14 protein-coding genes and 2 riboswitches are annotated in these 17,501 nt (G+C 71.2%); of the genes, 9 read left to right on the top strand and 5 right to left on the bottom strand.

The window, feature by feature from the left end; translation table 11 throughout:
• Positions 1-81 precede the first annotated feature (81 nt).
• Positions 82-501, bottom strand: coding sequence for an ATP-binding protein (locus BN6_RS49055; RefSeq protein WP_015102313.1), 420 nt, complete (start codon positions 499-501; stop codon positions 82-84).
• Positions 502-703: 202 nt separating this feature from the next.
• On the opposite strand from BN6_RS49055, the gene BN6_RS23835 reads away from it, so the two are divergent.
• The 4 genes from BN6_RS23835 (at position 704) to BN6_RS23820 (ending at position 3,950) form a co-directional block, all read left to right on the top strand.
• Positions 704-2,248, top strand: a complete 1,545-nt coding sequence (locus BN6_RS23835) for a sensor histidine kinase (protein ID WP_051075710.1) — start codon at positions 704-706, stop codon at positions 2,246-2,248.
• Between the two features lie 180 nt (positions 2,249-2,428).
• The gene (cmtR, locus tag BN6_RS23830; protein WP_041313787.1) at positions 2,429-2,785 is read left to right on the top strand and encodes a Cd(II)/Pb(II)-sensing metalloregulatory transcriptional regulator CmtR; all 357 of its coding nucleotides are present in this window, start codon (positions 2,429-2,431) and stop codon (positions 2,783-2,785) included.
• Positions 2,782-3,462, top strand: a complete 681-nt coding sequence (locus tag BN6_RS23825) for a cation transporter (RefSeq protein WP_015102310.1) — start codon at positions 2,782-2,784, stop codon at positions 3,460-3,462. The genes cmtR and BN6_RS23825 overlap by 4 nt, the downstream gene beginning before the upstream one ends.
• 59 nt (positions 3,463-3,521) lie before the next feature.
• Positions 3,522-3,950: a DUF3592 domain-containing protein gene (locus BN6_RS23820; protein ID WP_148302988.1), complete on the top strand. Its 429-nt coding sequence runs from the start codon at positions 3,522-3,524 to the stop codon at positions 3,948-3,950.
• Positions 3,951-4,094: 144 nt separating this feature from the next.
• Here BN6_RS23820 and BN6_RS23815 read toward each other — a convergent pair whose 3' ends face one another.
• On the bottom strand, positions 4,095-5,102 hold the full coding sequence (locus BN6_RS23815) for a hypothetical protein (protein ID WP_148302987.1): 1,008 nt from the start codon (positions 5,100-5,102) through the stop codon (positions 4,095-4,097).
• Positions 5,103-5,575: 473 nt separating this feature from the next.
• On the opposite strand from BN6_RS23815, the gene BN6_RS23810 reads away from it, so the two are divergent.
• A complete protein-coding gene (locus BN6_RS23810; RefSeq protein ID WP_015102307.1) occupies positions 5,576-6,673 on the top strand; it encodes an LLM class flavin-dependent oxidoreductase in 1,098 nt (365 codons plus the stop codon).
• A gap of 237 nt (positions 6,674-6,910) precedes the next feature.
• Here BN6_RS23810 and BN6_RS23805 read toward each other — a convergent pair whose 3' ends face one another.
• Entirely contained in the window at positions 6,911-7,981 is a 1,071-nt protein-coding gene (locus tag BN6_RS23805; protein ID WP_015102306.1) for a ribonucleotide-diphosphate reductase subunit beta, read from the bottom strand.
• Positions 7,978-10,842: a ribonucleoside-diphosphate reductase subunit alpha gene (locus tag BN6_RS23800; RefSeq protein WP_015102305.1), complete on the bottom strand. Its 2,865-nt coding sequence runs from the start codon at positions 10,840-10,842 to the stop codon at positions 7,978-7,980. Before BN6_RS23800 ends, BN6_RS23805 begins: the two co-directional genes overlap by 4 nt.
• Before the next feature lie 116 nt (positions 10,843-10,958).
• Positions 10,959-11,176, bottom strand: a riboswitch (cobalamin riboswitch).
• Positions 11,177-11,448: 272 nt separating this feature from the next.
• Positions 11,449-11,658: riboswitch (cobalamin riboswitch) on the top strand.
• Positions 11,659-11,776: 118 nt separating this feature from the next.
• Between BN6_RS23800 and metE the strand changes: the two genes are divergently transcribed.
• Positions 11,777-14,011: a 5-methyltetrahydropteroyltriglutamate--homocysteine S-methyltransferase gene (metE, locus tag BN6_RS23795; protein WP_015102304.1), complete on the top strand. Its 2,235-nt coding sequence runs from the start codon at positions 11,777-11,779 to the stop codon at positions 14,009-14,011.
• A 476-nt stretch (positions 14,012-14,487) separates the two neighbouring features.
• On the opposite strand, the gene BN6_RS23790 is transcribed toward metE, so the two are convergent.
• Positions 14,488-15,258 (bottom strand): phosphatase PAP2 family protein, encoded by a 771-nt coding sequence (locus tag BN6_RS23790; RefSeq protein ID WP_231904735.1) that lies wholly within the window; start codon positions 15,256-15,258, stop codon positions 14,488-14,490.
• A 350-nt stretch (positions 15,259-15,608) separates the two neighbouring features.
• Here BN6_RS23790 and BN6_RS23785 point away from each other — a divergent pair, with 350 nt between their 5' ends.
• From BN6_RS23785 to BN6_RS46860, 3 genes are all read left to right on the top strand, one after another.
• Positions 15,609-16,754: a glycosyltransferase gene (locus tag BN6_RS23785; protein ID WP_015102302.1), complete on the top strand. Its 1,146-nt coding sequence runs from the start codon at positions 15,609-15,611 to the stop codon at positions 16,752-16,754.
• A 194-nt stretch (positions 16,755-16,948) separates the two neighbouring features.
• Positions 16,949-17,179: a hypothetical protein gene (locus BN6_RS23780; RefSeq protein WP_015102301.1), complete on the top strand. Its 231-nt coding sequence runs from the start codon at positions 16,949-16,951 to the stop codon at positions 17,177-17,179.
• Between the two features lie 135 nt (positions 17,180-17,314).
• Positions 17,315-17,467, top strand: a complete 153-nt coding sequence (locus BN6_RS46860) for a hypothetical protein (RefSeq protein ID WP_158509419.1) — start codon at positions 17,315-17,317, stop codon at positions 17,465-17,467.
• Positions 17,468-17,501 lie beyond the last annotated feature (34 nt).

The raw sequence follows: 17,501 nt of genomic DNA, 5'->3' as shown, positions 1-17,501 counted from the left end.
ATCTTCGCACCGCCGTGCGGGACCCGGCTCGCGACCACCGCACGACCAGGCACGACCGGGCCGCGCGGGTGTCCCGTCCGGCTACGGGGTGGCGGTGGTGGCGACGTCGGCCCACACGGTCTTGCCGCCGAACTTCGGCCGCGCACCCCACCGGGTCGACAGCGCGTTGACCAGCACCAACCCCCTGCCGCGCAGATCGGTCAGCCGTGACCGGCCCAGGACGGGCAGGTCGGACGACGTGTCGTCGACCTCCACCCGGACCCGCGGCGCGCCCGCCGTCGGCAGGCTGACCCGCACCCGCACCGCCCACCGACCGTGGTCGTAGGCGTTGCTCACCAGCTCGTTCGCGATGAGCTGCACGTCTTGCACGATCTCTTCGTCGACCCGGCCCCGCAGCAGCTCGGCGACCCACCGGCGGACCACGGGCAGCCGTTCTCCGTCACCGCCCAGTTCCAGTACCTCCGCTGTGCCGGCATCCGCGGGGCGAGAGCGTTCGTTCACACCGTCACGCCTGTCTCCTGTCAGAGGCTCACCGAACCGGCTTCCCCGTCGCGCACCGCGCAAACCTCCCGGCGGGGGTGAAACGCGTCGCGCTCCCACGCCCTCGGTGGAGCGGCGTCGGGTGGCGGGGGTGCTCCTATCATGGCCGCGCTCGTCGTGGCGTCGAGCCGTCGACGCGGTCGCGTCGTGGTCTGGAGGAGCCGTGCGCTCGGGTTCGCAGTCGGGGACGGACAACGGCCCGGCCGGCGGCAGGTCACTGCGGCGGTGGTCGGTGTTGATCTCCGCGGTGCTGGTCGTGATCCTGCTGGGCGCGTTCGCGGTGGTGCTGTCGGCCATCGGGGATCTGTCGCGGGCCCGGTCGCGGTTGCTCGACGTGGTCGGCCCGGCGGTGGTCAGCGCCCAGCAGTGGGGTTCGGACCTGGTCGACCAGGAGACCGGGGTGCGCGGCTTCATCCTGAGCCGCGACGAGGCGTTCCTGGGTCCCTACGCCGACGGCCTGATCGGGCAGGAGGTGGCCCGCGCGGCGATCGTGGCGATGGGGTCGCCCGAGGTCGACGCCGGGCTGGCCGCCGTGGACGCGGCGGTCGCGACCTGGCGCGACGGCTACGCCGAACCCGCCATCGACGCGGTGCGCGCCGGCACCGACGTGCCCGGGGACAGCGCGGGCAAACGGCAGTTCGACGCGGTGCGGGCCGCGTTGTCGGTGTTGCGGGACGAGATGGCCGACCAGCGGGCCGACGGGCGCACGGCCCTCAACGACGCCGCCACCCGCATGGCGGTGACCTGCATCATCGCCTTGGGCGTGGTGTTGATCGCCGTGTGCGCCTGCGTCGTGGCCGTGCACATGCACGTGGTGCGCCCGTTGAGCACGCTGCGGGGGCAGGTCGGTCGCGTGTCGAGCGGGGAGTTCGGGCACACCGTCGCCGCCACCGGGCCCCAGGAGCTGCTGGAACTGGGGCACGGCGTGGACATCATGCGCCGGCGGATCGTGGACGAGCTCGACCACGCCCGGGACCGCAACACCGCGCTGGACGCCGCGACCGAGGACCTGCGCCGGTCCAACGCCGAGCTGGAGCAGTTCGCCTACGTGGCCTCGCACGACCTCCAAGAGCCGTTGCGCAAGATCGCCAGCTTCTGCCAACTGCTGGAACAGCGCTACGGCGACCGCTTGGACGACCGTGCCACGCAGTACATCGCGTTCGCGGTCGACGGCGCGAAGCGGATGCAGGTGCTCATCAACGACCTGCTCGCGTTCAGCCGGGTGGGCCGCAACGACGACAAGAAGGTGGTCGTCGCGGCGGCCGACCTGGTCGACGCCGCCCGCCACAACCTCGCCGAGGCCCTGGACTCGTCCGGCGCGCGGGTCGAGGTCGGCGACCTGCCGGCGGTGCGGGCCGTGCCCGGCCTGGTGACGGCGGTGTTCCAGAACCTGATCGGCAACGCCGTCAAGTTCCGCGCGGCCCAAACCCCGGTGGTGCGGGTCGACGCCGAGCCCGGCGAGGACGACACGTGGGTGTTCTCGGTGAGCGACAACGGGATCGGGATCGAGCAGCGGTACGCGGAACGCGTCTTCGTGATCTTCCAACGCCTGCACCCGAAGGACCGCTACCCCGGAACCGGCATCGGACTGGCCCTGTGCCGCAAGATCGTCGAGTTCCACGGCGGCCGCATCTGGCTCGACACCGACGTCACCGGCGGCACCACGGTCCGCTTCACCCTGCCCAAGGCGCACGCCACCGTCGGTTGACCTGGCACGCCGGAGATGCCGCGCGACCCGAGTTCGTGGGGTAGGCGTTCGCCGTGCCGGTGGGGCTCCTCGACCGTGCGGTCCCGGAGGGAACAGCCAGCGCGGCCGTGACGACTGCTGCCGATCAGTCCTACAGTTCAGCCGTGACTGTAGTACACCAGTCGCTGTATGGTTCTCCCCATGCTGAAGTGTGAGACGCGCGAGGACGCGCTGGCCCGGTTGGGCCGGGCGTTGGCCGATCCGACCCGGTGCCGCATCCTGGTCGCGCTGCTCGACGGGATCAGCTACCCCGCCCGGCTCGCCGACCACCTCGGGCTGAGCCGCTCCAACGTGTCCAACCACCTGGCGTGCCTGCGCGGCTGCGGCCTGGTCGTCGCCGCCCACGAGGGCCGCCAGGTCCGCTACGCCCTGGCCGACGCGCACCTGACCCGTGCGCTGGGGGAGTTGGTCTCGGTGGTGCTGACCGTGGACACCGCCGAGCCCTGCCTCGACGTCCCGCCGACCGTGACCGGCCCGGCGGCGCAGGTGCGCGGGTGAGCGCCGATCGCCCCGGCCCGGTCGCGAACACCGGGCAGTGCGCCGACGGTTGCCGCACCCAGGCTCCACGCGGCACGGCCGACCCGCGACGGCGGGCGGCGCTGACCCGCCGAGTCCGCCTCCTGGTCGCCGCCACGATCACCTACAACGTGGTCGAAGCGGTCGTGGCGATCACCGCCGGCACGATCGCCTCCTCCACCGCCCTGGTCGGCTTCGGCCTGGACTCGGTGATCGAGGTCGCCTCCGCGCTGGCGGTCGCGTGGCAGTTCTCCGGCGCCGACCCCGAAGCGCGCGAGCGGACCGCGCTGAAAGTCATCGCCGTCTCGTTCTTCGCCTTGGCCGGGTACGTCACGGTCGAGTCCGCACGTTCCCTGCTGGGCGCGGAAACCGCCGACCACTCGACCGTCGGCATCGTGCTGGCCGCCGTGTCGCTGCTGGTCATGCCGTTCCTGTCGACCGCCCAACGCCGCGCCGGACGGGAACTGGGTTCGGCCAGCGCCGTCGCCGACTCCAAGCAGACGCTGCTGTGCACCTACCTGTCCGGCGTCCTGCTGCTCGGCCTCGTGCTCAACTCCCTGTTCGGCTGGTCCTGGGCGGATCCGGTCGTGGCCCTGGTCATCGCCGCGGTGGCCGTGAAGGAAGGCCGCGAAGCCTGGCGCGGCGACCACTGCTGCTGAACCGACCCGGCCGGGGTTTGGCGGGCCCGGCGGCGTGGAATGCCGGTCCCATGGGGATCATGGTGTCCACGAAACGGCCGCCGGCCTGGTTGTTCGGGTTGATGGGCGCGGTGGTGGTGGCGGGGTTCGCGTACGGGACGTACACGATGTGGAGCAACGACATCGCGTTGTCCGAACGGGGGCAGCGGGCTTCGGCGCGGGTGGTGGACACGGTCCGGCGGGACGAGGTGGAGTTCCGCACGCCGGACGGCAGGCAGTTCCGTTCGCTGATCGGCCAACGCGTGTCGGGGCCGGAACCCGCTCTGGACGAGCAGATCGAGATCGTCTACGACCCGGCGGACCCGTCGTCGGACGTCGACGACGTGCGGGCGACGAACGACCGGACGGTCACCTTCGTGATGCTCGGCATCACGACCGCGGCCGCCGTGGCGATTCCGATGCTCACCTGGCGTCTCGCACGCCAGTCCGGACGCCGTCGCTCGACCTGAGGTGGTCTCGGGCGCCCACGTGCTGCTCGACCTCGGACGCGTTGCTCGACCACTCGTGTCGTCGCGTCCACCGGCTGCCGGACCGGTGGGCTGCGCCGGCAGCCCGGTCGGATCGGTCGACGCGACCGATCCGACCGGTGGTGGTCAGGAACAGCTGTAGTGGCTGGGGACGCGGTTCTCCGTGCCCACCAGCGTGCGCTCGTCGTTGCTGACGCCGCGCACCGAGAACCCCGCCGCCACCGACGTGAGCGCGTCGGAGACCACGCCGCTGCGCCACAGCACCGGCCGCTGGGTCGAGCCGACGAACCGGATGCCCGCCACGGTGCCCGCGCCGCCGATCGCCCGCGCGACGAGCGCGCCGTCGCGGATCACCCGGGTCAGCGCGCCCCGCGCGTTCCACTCCGCGGCGGCGTAGGCCGAGGTGGAGTCGACGCTGCCGACCACCCGGCCGTCGCGGATCGCCCACGGTGTGCCCCAGCCGCCCGCGCCCGTCGCGGCGACCACCCGGTACTGGCCGTCGGTGTCCCACACGAAACCGCCGCCGGAACCGGAATCGGTCTGGGCGATGATCCGGCCCTGCTCGTCCACGTCGGTCAGGAACAGGCTCGACACGGTCGGCGTGGGCAGTTCGCGGTACGTGCCGGGCGCGCTCGCCGGCCACACCACGACGCGCCGGCCCGCGGTCGTGGTGGCCGCGCCGACGACGTCGCCCCGGTTGTTGATCAGCGAGGCCGTGTAGCCGCTCCACGTCGGGTTGCCGGGCAGGGTGGTCACGCTGCCGTCGCGGGTGACGGTGATGGCCCTGAACCCGTTGTCGTCGACGGTGTCGCCGACCACCAGGCCGGAGCTGTTGACGTCCCGCAGGTGTGGGACGTCCCCGGTGATGCGCAGGACGACCCGGCCGCTGTCCCACACGGTGCCGCGCGGCGAGCCGATGGTCCCGAACTGGCCCTTGCGCCCGGTGACGCCGACCGCGTACCGGCTCCCGTCGTAGCCGGTGACGCTGCCCGCCTCGGCCCCGGTCGGCAGTTCCCACGTGGTCTTCTGCCACGTGCAGGCCGCAGCGGTCGTGGCGGACGCGACGGGTGACACCGCCAGCGCGAGCGCCACCCCCGCAGCCGCTGCGGCGATCCTGTTCCCTCGGATGGACAAGGCTTCCCCTTCCCTCGCGGAGTTCCGGCGGCAAGAGGGTGGCAGCGGCCGGCCGGTGCGGGAAGGGTGGCGCCCGCTGGTCCGTACCGGGCAGCCGGCACGGGACCGAGCCGGGCAGCGCACGCCGCCGAACAGGTGTCGGTGCGCCGGATGCCGCGAGAAGGCACGGCTGGTCGGGCGTGGCGGGCTGGTGCGCGCGGCGTGCGGTGCGGCGCGTCCGGTGCAGTCGCTGTCGGCTTCCAGCGCAGCGCGGCCGAACGGCACGTCGTCGGCGACCTCCCGGTGGAGTGCGATGGCTTCGGCAACGCCTTCGGGCGACGCGCCGACGAGCCCGTTCGAACGGGTCGACCATGGGCAGGGCGACCGGTCGGCGCGAAGGGGTGAAGTCGCCGCGGCGGCCCGGATCGGCGTAGGCACGCCATGGCCGGGGGAGTAGACGAAGCGCAGGACACCACGACGGAGGGCGCGGCCGGATGAAGACGATCACGGACGGCAAGGGGTTCAAGGTGGGGTTGTTCGGGGCGAACTGCTCGTCGGGACTGGCCGCGACCACGGTCCCCGAACGGTGGTCCGGCGGTTGGGAGGACAACCTGCGGCTGGCGAGGCGGGCCGACGAGGTCGGCATCGACTTCCTGCTCCCCGCCGCCCGCTGGAAGGGGTACGGCGGGCGCGGCAACTTCCACGACGAGGTCCTCGACCCGACGACCTCGGCCGCCGGTCTCCTCGCGCACACCAGCCGCCTGGTCGTGTTCTCGACCGTCCACACCGCCTTCCACCACCCGCTCGCCGTGGCCAAGCAACTCGCCACGCTCGACCAGATCGGCCGCGGCCGGGCCGGCATCAACATCGTGGCGGGATGGAACAAGCCCGAGTACGAGGCGTTCGGGTCGGTCCTGCCCGACAGCCACGACGACCGCTACGCCCTGGCCCAGGAGTGGTGGGACGTCGTGCGGGCGGTCTGGACCCGATCGGACCCCTTCGACCACGACGGCCGTTTCTTCCACCTCCACAACGCCGAAGGGCTGCCCGGACCGTACGACGGCCCCCTCCCCGTGATCAACGCGGGATCATCCGAGCAGGGCCTCGCCTACGCCACGCGCAACGCCGACATCGCGTTCACCATCGTCTCCGGCCCCGAGGATGGACAACCGGTGGTAGAGCGTCTGCGAGACCGCGCGCGCAGGCACCACAACCGCACCGTCGGCGTGTTCACCCCTACGCACGTCGTCTGCCGCCCAACCCGCCGTGAAGCAGAGGACTACCTGCACCACTACGCCCACGACCACGCCGACTGGGACGCCGTCGACAACCTCATGACACTCCAGGGACTGCACGCGAGATCCTTCACACCGGAGATGCTCGCCACCTTCCGCGCCCGCTTCGCGTCCGGCCACGGGACCTGCCCCCTGATCGGCAGCCCCGACGACATCGCCGACCAGATCGGCCGCTTCCACCGCTCCGGGTTCGCCGGCATCACCGTGAGCTTCGTCGACTACCTGGGCGAACTGGACTACTTCGCCCAGGAAGTCCTGCCCCGCCTGCACGCCCAGGGCCTCCGCACGCCTGCATGACTCCGTGCACGGGTGACGCGGCCGTGCCCGTGCGCTCGGAACTGTGGCGGCGCCAGCGCGTCCCACGAGCGCCGTGACCGCTCCAGCCAAGGGCGCGCGTCGGTCGCCCGGAGGACGCTTGACCACGGCCAAGACGGTTTCCTGGACGGTGGTGAACCGGCAGCGCACCGGTGGTCGCCTTTCCTGGCCGGGAGAAGGGAGCCGGGGCCGGGAACAGACCCCGGCCCCGGGACGTGGTCAGTCCCAGTCGAGCGACGCGCCGGAGGCGTACTCGGTCACCCGGGTCTCGAAGAAGTTCTTCTCCTTCTTCAGGTCGATGGCCTCGGACATCCACGGGAACGGGTTGTCCGCCGGGCCGAAGACCGGGGCCAGGCCGAGCTGCGCGCAGCGGCGGTTGGTGATGAAGTGCATGTACTGCTCGCACTGGTCGGCGTTGAGGCCGAGCAGACCGTTGGGCATGGTGTCGCGGCCGTAGGCGATCTCCAGCTCACACGCCTCGCCCAGCATGGTGCGGACCTCGGCCTGGAAGGCATCGCTCCACAGGTGCGGGTTCTCGATCTTGATCTGGTTGATCGAGTCGATGCCGAAGTTCAGGTGGATCGACTCGTCGCGCAGGATGTACTGGTACTGCTCGGCGATGCCGATCATCTTGTTGCGCCGCCCGAACGACAGGATCTGGGCGAAGCCGGTGTAGAACCACATGCCCTCGAACACCACGTAGAACGCCACGAGGTCGCGGAGGAACGCCTGGTCGGTCTCGGGCGTGCCGGTGCGGAACCCCGGGTCTTCGAGGTGCTGCGTGTAGTTCAACGCCCACGCGGCCTTGTCGGTGATCGACGGGACCTCGCGGTACATGTTGAACAGCTCGCCCTCGTCCAAGCCGAGCGACTCGCAGACGTACTGGAACGTGTGGGTGTGCACGGCCTCCTCGAACGCCTGGCGCAGCAGGTACTGGCGGCACTCGGGGTTGGTCAGGTGGCGGTACACCGCGAGCACGATGTTGTTGGCCACCAACGACTCCGAGGTGGCGAAGAACCCGAGGTTGCGCTTGATCGTGTGCCGCTCGTCGTCGGTGAGGCCGGTGGGCGAGCGCCACAGGGCGATGTCGGCCTGCATGGACACCTCGGTCGGCATCCAGTGGTTGGCGCAGCCGGCGAGGTACTTCTCCCACGCCCAGTGGTACTTCAGCGGCAGGAGCTGGTTGACGTCCGCGCGCGCGTTGATCATCGACTTGTCGTCCACCTGCACGCGGCCCGCGCCGCGCTCGATGGAGCCGAGACCCGAGGTGTAGGGGAGGTCGGTGGTCACTGGCAGGCCTCGCAGTCGGGGTCGGTGACGGAGCAGACGAGCGCGTCGTCCGGTGTCGCGGCCGGGACCGGCGGCGGAACGGCCGAGGGGACGGCGGCCGGCGACGGCGACGCTACGGGGGTCGGCACGGGGGAGGCGGCGGGTGCCGCGCCCGGACGGACGGCGTTGAGCTTGCCGTCGGTGCCGCGCAAGGTCGACTTCTCCACGCTGGTCGCCGCGGTGGACCGCAGGTAGTAGGTGGTCTTGAGGCCGCTGTGCCAGGCCAGCCGGTAGAGGTTGTCCAGCTTGCGGCCGTTGGGCGCGGCGATGTACAGGTTGAGCGACTGCGCCTGGTCGATCCACTTCTGCCGGCGCGACGCGGCCTCGATCAGCCACTCGGACGAGACCTCGAACGCGGTGGCGTAGAGGGCCTTGAGGTCGTCGGGCACCCGGTCGATCGGCGCGACCGAGCCGTCGAAGTACTTCAGGTCCGACACCATCGCCTCGTCCCACAGGTCCAGCGCCTTGAGGTCGGCGACCAGGAAGCGGTTGAGGACGGTGAAGTCGCCGGACATGTTCGACTTCACGTACAGGTTGCGGAACAGCGGCTCGATGGACTGGCCGACGCCGCAGATGTTCGAGATCGTCGCGGTCGGCGCGATGGCCATCGTGTTGGAGTTGCGCATCCCGCCGCGCACCTTGGCGCGCAGGGTCTCCCAGTCCAAAGTGGACGATGTGTCCATGGCGAGCACGCCGCCGCGGGCTTCGGCGAGCAGCGCGATGGAGTCGATCGGCAGGACGCCGCGGCTCCACAGCGAACCGTCGAACGACTCGTAGCTGCCGCGCTCGCGGGCCAGGTCGGCCGACGCCGACAGCGCGTGGTAGCCGATGTGCTCCATGCTGCGGTCGGCGAACTCCACGGCCTCCGGTGAACCGGGCACCAGCCGCAGGGTGAACAGGGCGTCGCTGAAGCCCATCAGGCCCAGCCCGATCGGCCGGTGCCGCAGGTTGGACCGGCTCGCCTCGGGGATCGTGTAGTAGTTGATGTCGATGACGTTGTCGAGCATGCGCACGGCCGTGTGGACCGTGTGCGCCAGCCGCTCGGCGTCGAGGCCGTGGGCCGTGACGTGGTTGGCCAGGTTGACCGAGCCGAGGTTGCACACCGCGACCTCGTCGGCGCTGGTGTTGAGGGTGATCTCGGTGCACAGGTTGGACGAGTGCACGACGCCGGTGTGCTGCTGCGGCGACCGCAGGTTGCACGGGTCCTTGAACGTGATCCACGGGTGGCCGGTCTCGAACAGCATGGTCAGCATGCGCCGCCACAGGTCCGTCGCGCGGACGCGCTTGAACACGCGGATCTCGCCGCGGTCGGCGGCTTCCTCGTAGCCGCGGTAGCGGGCGGTGAAGTCCAAGCCGTACGCGTCGTGCAGGTCCGGCGTTTCGTCCGGGGAGAACAGGGTCCACTCGGCGTCCGCCTCGACCCGGCGCAGGAACTCGTCGGGCACCCAGTTCGCGGTGTTCATGTCGTGCGTGCGCCGCCGGTCGTCGCCGGTGTTCTTGCGCAGGTCGAGGAACTCCTCGACGTCGATGTGCCACGTCTCCAGGTACGCGCACGCCGCGCCCTTGCGCTTGCCGCCCTGGTTCACCGCGACCGCCGTGTCGTTGGCGATCTTGAGGAACGGCACGACGCCCTGCGACTGGCCGTTGGTGCCCTTGATGTGCGCGCCCATGCCGCGCACCGGGGTCCAGTCGTTGCCGAGCCCGCCGGAGAACTTCGCCAGCAGTGCGTTGTTCTGGTAGCTCTGGAAGATGCTCTTCAGGTCGTCGTCCACCGTGGTCAGGAAGCACGACGAGAGCTGGGCGCGGGTGGTGCCGGAGTTGAACAGCGTGGGGGTTGAGCACATGAAGTCGAAGGCCGACAGCAGTTCGTAGAACTCGATCGCCCGCGCCTCGCGGTCGTCCTCGCGCAGCGCCAGCCCCATCGCGACCCGCATGAAGAACGCCTGCGGCAACTCGTACCGGACGCCGTGGTCGTGCAGGAAGTAGCGGTCGTACAGGGTCTGCATGCCCAGGAAGTCGAACATGGCGTCGCGCTCGGGGCGGATCGCCGCCGCGATCCGGGCCACGTCGAACGACTCCAACGCGGGGTCGAGCCGGTCCAGCGCGACGCCCAGCCGCACGTACTCGGGGAAGTAGTCCACATAGGACAGCTGCTCGGCGGTGGCCTCGACCGGTCGGCCCGCGACCCTGGTCAGCACCTCGCGGCGGAGCTGGTCGAGCAGCAGGCGGGCGGCGACGAAGGAGTAGTTCGGCTCGGTCTCGACCAGCGTCCGCGCCGACATGACCAGCGCGACGGCCAGTTCGTCGACCGTGATGCCGTCGTAGAGCGCCCGCCGGACCTCGGTGAGCACCGGCTCGGCCGGCACGTCGGACAGCCCCGCGCACGCCTCGCCGACGACGACCGCGATCCGCTCCCAGTCCACCGGGACCAGCGCGCCCTCGGCGTCCTTCATCCGGAACTCGACCGCGACGGGGGCGAGTTCGCGTGCCTTCGCGTGCTCGTCGCGGTACAGCACGTACGCGCGGGCGACCTTGTGATGACCGCCGCGCATCAGCACGAGTTCCACCTGGTCCTGGATCTGCTCGATGTGCAGTGCGGTGTCGGGGCGGGCGTGCTTGAGCAGCGCGCCCTCCGCCTGCGAGGTCAACTCCGCCACGAGCGGGTGCAGGTGCGACGCCGCTGCCGCGACCTCGCCCTCGACGGCCAGGAACGCCTTGGTCAAGGCCACCTGGATCTTGCCTGGGTCGAACGCCGAAACGCTGCCGTCGCGTCGGATCACCCGCACCTGGCTGACCCCGGTGGCCGTGGTTGTGGTCGACAAAGCCCTCTCCTCGCGAGCCTCAACGGCCCGGAGCACGCGGCGACCACACAGCGCGCGCACGACGGCGCGTCATCCGTGTCGGCCCGCCCACGAGGCCCCGGACACGCGCGCGCCGGCCGGCGCGCGCATCGCTGGCAGGTCTTCGGACTCGCGGACACCCGGCCTTCCAGCCGGACCTACTGGCCGTCGCTTCCCAGGAGCGCGTGCTCCCAGTGCTTCGTGACGGCGGTTGTTTCCGCTCACCGCTGCGGGGCAGTCCCGGATTCGCACCGGGTTCCCTCTTGCCTCCTCGGCCCTCGAAGAGGGCGTCGGAACCATCGACGGGCGGAACACTACATGTTGTAGATCGGTCCGCAACACGGCCCCACATGGGCGTGTCGCGGACCGAACCTCGGGTGACCCTGATCGCCGGCCGGCGTGGCAAGGGTGGCGTGGAGACGCGTGCCGGACCGCGGCAGCACCATCCACAATGGACTGATCACTCGTCGGTAACGTGACTTCACGGCGGAGGAGCCCGCCGAGATCACCGGCACCCCGGGGAACGCTGCCGACTGCGGCGGTGGAGTGACTTTTCCCGGATCATGGGAGACCGTCCAGGGGTGCGTTACTCTCGATCCCACTGGTGGTTCGCTCCGGGCGATGGTCGGCCGGAGCGAGGCAAGAGGGAACCCGGTGTGAGTCCGGGACTGCCCCGCAGCGGTGAACGGGAACGAAAGCCGTCAATGAAGCACTGCGCGTGAGCGTGGGAAGCGACGGCCGGTAGGAGCGTGCTGTGCGCCCGTGAGTCCGAAGACCTGCCACCGGTCCGCGCGCCCACCGGGCCCGCGGTGTCCGGTGGCCTCTCGGGAGGGCTGCGGCGGACGCGGCTCGTGCCGCCCGCGAAGCGTCCCCGGGAATCCTCCGGCGTTCACGCACGCTCGCGAGGAGAGAGCCAGTGACCAGCGGAATCGGTGCCACCGTCCTGGGCTACCCCCGGATCGGTCCACGTCGGGAACTCAAGCGGGCCGTCGAGCGCTACTGGGTCGGGCGCACCGACCAGGACGCCCTGCTCGCCACGGCCGCCGAACTGCGCGCGGCCGGCTGGGCGGAGCTGCGCGACGCCGGGCTGGACTCGGTGCCGTCCAACACCTTCTCGTTCTACGACCACGTCCTGGACACCGCGTTCCTGGTGGGCGCGGTCCCGGCGCGCTACCGGCGCGAGTCGGAGCTGGACAGCTACTTCGCGGCGGCCCGGGGCACCGACGACCTGCCGCCGTTGGAACTGACCAAGTGGTTCGACACCAACTACCACTACCTGGTGCCCGAGATCGACCCCGGGACGGAGTTCCGACTGGCCGGTGACAAGCCGCTCGCGGAGTACCGCGAGGCCCGCGCGCTCGGGATCACGACCCGGCCGGTGGTCCTCGGGCCGGTGACGTTCCTGTTGCTGGCCAAAGGAACGAACCCGTTGGCCCGGTTGGATGACTTGGTGGACGTCTACGTCGAGCTGCTGGTGGCGCTGGCGGCCGAAGGTGCGCCGTGGGTGCAGCTCGACGAGCCGGCGTTCGCCGCCGACCGCTCGGAGGACGAACTGGCCGCGCTCGGCCGTGCCTATACCCGCCTGGCAGACCTGCACTCGCGGCCGAAGCTGCTGGTCACCGGCTACTACGGGTCTCTTGGCCCGGCGCTGGAAGTGCTGGCCGGCACCGCCGTCGAAGCGATCGGCGTCGATCTCGTCGCGGGCCCGGTGGACGGCATCGCGAGCGTGCCCGCGCTGCGGGACAAGACGCTGGTCGCCGGCGTGGTCGACGGCCGCAACGTGTGGCGCACCGACCTGCGGCAGGCGCTGGCCACCGCCGCGTCACTGCTCGGAACGGCCGAGGAGGTCGTGCTCTCGACGTCCTCGACGCTGCTGCACGTGCCCTACGACCTGGACGCCGAGACGGCGCTGGAACCGGGAGTGCGCGGGCGGTTGGCGTTCGCGCGGCAGAAGGTGCGCGAGGTCGTCCTGCTCGGCCAGGCGCTGCGCGACGGCGTGGACGGCGCGTGGGCGGACGCGCTCGACGAACCGATCGCCGCGCCCCGCCGTGACGACGCGATCCGGTCCCGGCTCGCCGGACTCGGGCCGCACCACCGCGACCGCGCGCCCTACGCCGAACGGGCCGCCGCGCAGGACGCCCGCCTCGCCCTGCCCGCGTTGCCGACGACCACCATCGGCTCGTTCCCGCAGACGACCGAGATCCGCACGGCCCGTGCCGGCCTGCGGTCGGGCGGGCTGTCGCGGGGCGAGTACGACGAGCGGATGCGCGCCGAGATCGGCCGCGTGATCGCGTTGCAGGAGGACATCGGGCTGGACGTCCTGGTGCACGGCGAGCCCGAGCGCAACGACATGGTGCAGTACTTCGCCGAGCACCTCGACGGGTTCGCGGTGACCGACCTGGGCTGGGTGCAGTCCTACGGCTCGCGGTGCGTCCGCCCGCCGATCCTGCACGGCGACGTCAGCCGACCGGAGCCGATCACCGTGCCGTGGAGCTCCTACGCGCAGTCGCTCACCGACCGGCCGGTGAAGGGCATGCTGACCGGCCCGGTGACCATCCTGGCGTGGTCGTTCGTGCGCGACGACCAGCCGCTGGGCGAGACCGCCGACCAGGTCGCGCTGGCGCTGCGCGACGAGATCGCCGACCTGGAGGCCGCCGGCATCAGGGTGATCCAGGTGGACGAGCCCGCGCTGCGCGAACTCCTGCCGCTGCGGGCGGCCGAGCACGCGGCGTACCTGGAGTGGTCGGTCGGCGCGTTCCGGCTGGCCACCGCCGGCGCGGCGACCGACACCCAGATCCACACCCACCTGTGCTACTCGGAGTTCGGCGAGGTCATCGACGCCATCGACGGCCTGGGTGCGGACGTGACCACGATCGAGGCGGCCCGGTCGAAGATGGAGGTCTTGGCCGACCTCCGCTCGGCCGGCTTCAGCCGGGGCGTCGGACCGGGCGTCTACGACATCCACTCACCCCGCGTCCCGGCCACCGACGAGGTCGCGGACCTGGTCGCCGCCGCGTCCCGCGTGGTGGCGGGCAACAGGCTGTGGGTCAACCCGGACTGCGGCCTCAAGACCCGAGGCTACGCGGAGGTGGAACCGGCGCTGCGCAACCTGGTCGCGGCCACCCGCCGAGTCCGCGACAGCCTGGCGTGACCTGACCGGGTGCCCCGGCCCGCCGGGGCACCCGACGCCGGTCATGTCGCCGGAAGTGGCCCAGGGCGCAGTGGTCCGCACCCCGGTCGACACCCAGCGTTGCGGCAACTCGTGGCTTGCCACGGCGCGGCGGTGACACCGGAGCAGGTGCCGGTGACGATCGTCGATGCGAACGACGCGAAAGGGCCGGCGTCCGGAGTCCGCGGCCGGCGACTCGGCCTCGGTGGGATGGTCGGTCGTCCGTTTTGACCTGGCGCGGGTGGTGCTCCGCGACGGCGAGATCGTGTCGGTCGGCTTCCACACCCCGGCCGAGGCCCGGCCGAAGGCGAAGCGGTTGTGGTTGCGGCCGTCTGGTAGAGGCTGTCGTGGATGCCGTCGGCCAGGACCAGGGTTCCGACGTGGCCGGCCCGCGCCGGCCTAGTGGCCGCGACGGCGCCCAGCATCACCAGCCGGACGTGGGAGCGGCCCCGGGGTGATCAGCGCGGAGTCGCGCGGCCGGGGGAGGTCTCCGGTGGCCCACCGGTGGGGAGTTGCCGGTCCGGCGAGCTGATCCGCTTCATCACGGCGGCCGAGACTGCGACGAGGGCGACACCGGCCAGGATGTCCACGACGTAGTGGTGTCCGGTGACGAGGACGACGAACGCGGTCAGGAGGGGGAACACCCACGCCGACCGGGCGACTCGTGGGGCGTGGTCGCGCAGGGTCGTCCACAGGGCGTAGGCGCACCAGGTGGTCCACGCGACGTGCATGCTCGGCATGGCGGCCAACAGGTTCACGCCTGGGCGCGGGACGCGGGACTCGGCGCTGAAGAGGATGTCGTGCGTGGCCAGGTAGTCGACGATGCCGGGTTGGGCGAAGCGCGGCGGAGCCTCCGGGAAGAGCCAGACGAGCAGGAGGTCCAGGAGCATCATGACGACCAGGACGGTCCGCAGGTGGCTGTACCGCGCTCGTCGGGCGATGTAGAGCCAGATCAGGACCGCCGGCACGGCCAGGATGCTCAGGCGGTAGAAGTAGCCGGTCAGGTGGATCGCGGCGGGGTGGGCGAGAATCGCTTGGTTGAGCGGTTGTTCGATGGCGATGTGGAGCATCTGCTCCAGTCGCTGGACTTGCAGGGCGTTGCTCGTCGCCGCCGGGTCACCACGGTCGACCGCCGCGCGGGCCAGGCCGAACGCGACGTACCCGGCGATCAGCAGCGGGACTTCGAAGTACCACGCGAACCGCTTGTGCATGAGGGGTAAGAGAGGCACGGGGCACGACGGTACGCGGGGCGTGGAGGGTGACCTCGCCCGACCCGCCGTCGCGGTGACTGACCAAACCGGCTCGTCTCACTGGCCGTCGTCCGGGTCAGTCGCGGAGCCGCGCGAACTTCGCCGGCAGGTCCCCAGCGGTTCCGTACGCGTGGGTCGACTTCTGCCTGACCGTCACGTCCGTGATCACGGCACGCCATGCGGCGGCGACCCGCCGGTTGGGCGGTTGGTGCGCTTGGGCAGGCCCGTTGCGACCATCTGGACGTCGATTCGAGGCCGAGATAGCGCCGTACGCACGAACCGAGCATGATTCACCTTGTGCGGAAAGGGAACTCACTACGTTCTTCCCGGTGCGAATCCTCTTCTCCAGCCTCGGCTCTTACGGACACACCTTCCCCCTCCTGCCGCTCGCGATCGCCGCACGCGAGGTGGGGCACGACGTCACGTTCGTGACCACGGCCCCGTTCGCGGGCGCGGTGACCACGTACGGCATCGACCACGTCGCCGGCGGCATGGACATGCTCGCCGCGTTCGAGCTCGCCAACGCCGGTCCGGCGGCCCGGAAAGCACCCGACTTCCGGCCCGAGCGGGTGTCGAGGGTGTTCGGCTCGATCCTGCCGCGCAGCTGTGCTGCCGACCTCGGGCCCATCATCGTCGACCGCAAGCCGGACCTCGTCGTGCACGAGCTGGCCAACCCCGGTGCCGGGCTCGCCGCGAAAGTCGCCGACATACCCGCGGTGTGCCACTCGTTCGGCCGGAGGTGGCGGCCGACAGGACCTCCCGAGGCCATGCGCGCCAACCTGGCCGAGGTCGCCGCCGACCTCGGCGTCGACCTGTCCGACGGCGACCTCATGTCGTTGGGCAACCCCTACCTCGACATCTGCCCGCCATCGGTGCAGGACCCGGAGTTCCCGATCCCGCCGGCCGACACCATCCCGCTGCGACCGGTGCCGTTCTCCGAGCCCGGCGAGCTGCCGTCGTGGGTGCGCGAGCACCGCGATCCGTTGGTGTACTTGACGTTGGGCACGGCGTTCGGCGACGCGGGGGTGCTGCGCACCGCGATCGCGGGGCTGGCCACGGTGGGCGCGAAGGTGTTCGTGTCCACCGGTCCGAGCGTCACGGTGCGCGCGTTGGGCGACGTGCCGGACAACGTGGTGGTGCGGCCGTGGCTGCCGCAAGCGGACCTCCTGCCACACGTGGACCTCGTGGTGCACCACGGCGGTGCCGGCGCCACGATGGGCACGTTCGCCACGGGCGTTCCGCACCTGGTCTTACCGCAGGGTGCCGACCAGTTCAGCAACGCCGACGTGGTGACCGCCGCCGGGCTCGGCGACCAGGTGCTCGCCGCCGACCTGACCGCCGAGCTGATCGCGACCAAGGCACGCCGCCTGCTCACCGACGACGCCGTGCTCGCGGCGGCCAAGGCGATGGCGGAGGAGGTGGCCACCCTCCCGTCACCGCACGACGTGGCCCGCCTGCTGCCCGACTACGCGTGAAACCCGATCCCCGCCCGCCTGACCGCGTCGATGGAGCTGCGGTCGGGCGGGCTGCGGTCGGGCGGGCCCGGCGGGACCGCCCCGGCGGGCCGGCTCCCCTCCGCACGTGAAGTGGGGGCATGGTCGAGGCTCGTGAATGAAGTCGCTTCGTGTGGTCTTCGCCGCACCGCCGAACGGCGTACCGGTGGATTTCGGTGCGTCCGTGTGCCCGGACGGACAGCTACCCGCAGGTCGAGCCGGCTCCCGACTACCGCTCGGTCAACGTCTACCTGACCGGTGTGCGCCAGGGCAAGAAGTCCCGGCAGCAGCTCCGCCGGGAGATCTCGGAGATCACCGACTCCGCCTCGCCCGCCGTCGCGCAGCGGCGTGCCGCCGCCAATTCCACCGGGATCCGCATCGGGAGGCGTCCACGTCGCGGCCCCTGACCCGCTGGAACGCCTGTTGCCGTGCTACGCCGGAGCCGCGCTCGGACCGCCGTTCGGCGACCAGTCCAACGCGAAAGTTACGGCGTTCCCCACAACGGCGGCGGCGTCGGCCGCGGTGGTGACAGCGGTGATTTGGTGATCTACCTCAACGACGCCAATTCCCGGCAGCTCAACGGCATTGTCAGCATCGGTTACGGGTGTGGGTCGTCCGGCTGCAGCACCGGGCTGGGCTGGGTCGACGTGTGGTCCATCTTCAACAGGTTCGCGATCAACCTGAATCCGTCTTGACGCGGCGGCGGTCGCGAATGCCGCGGCGGGTGCC

It is taken from the genome of Saccharothrix espanaensis DSM 44229 (assembly GCF_000328705.1).
Lineage (GTDB): Bacteria > Actinomycetota > Actinomycetes > Mycobacteriales > Pseudonocardiaceae > Actinosynnema > Actinosynnema espanaense.
The sequence above is the reverse complement of the archived record's forward strand: the minus strand, read 5'-3'. Positions and strand labels throughout refer to the sequence as shown.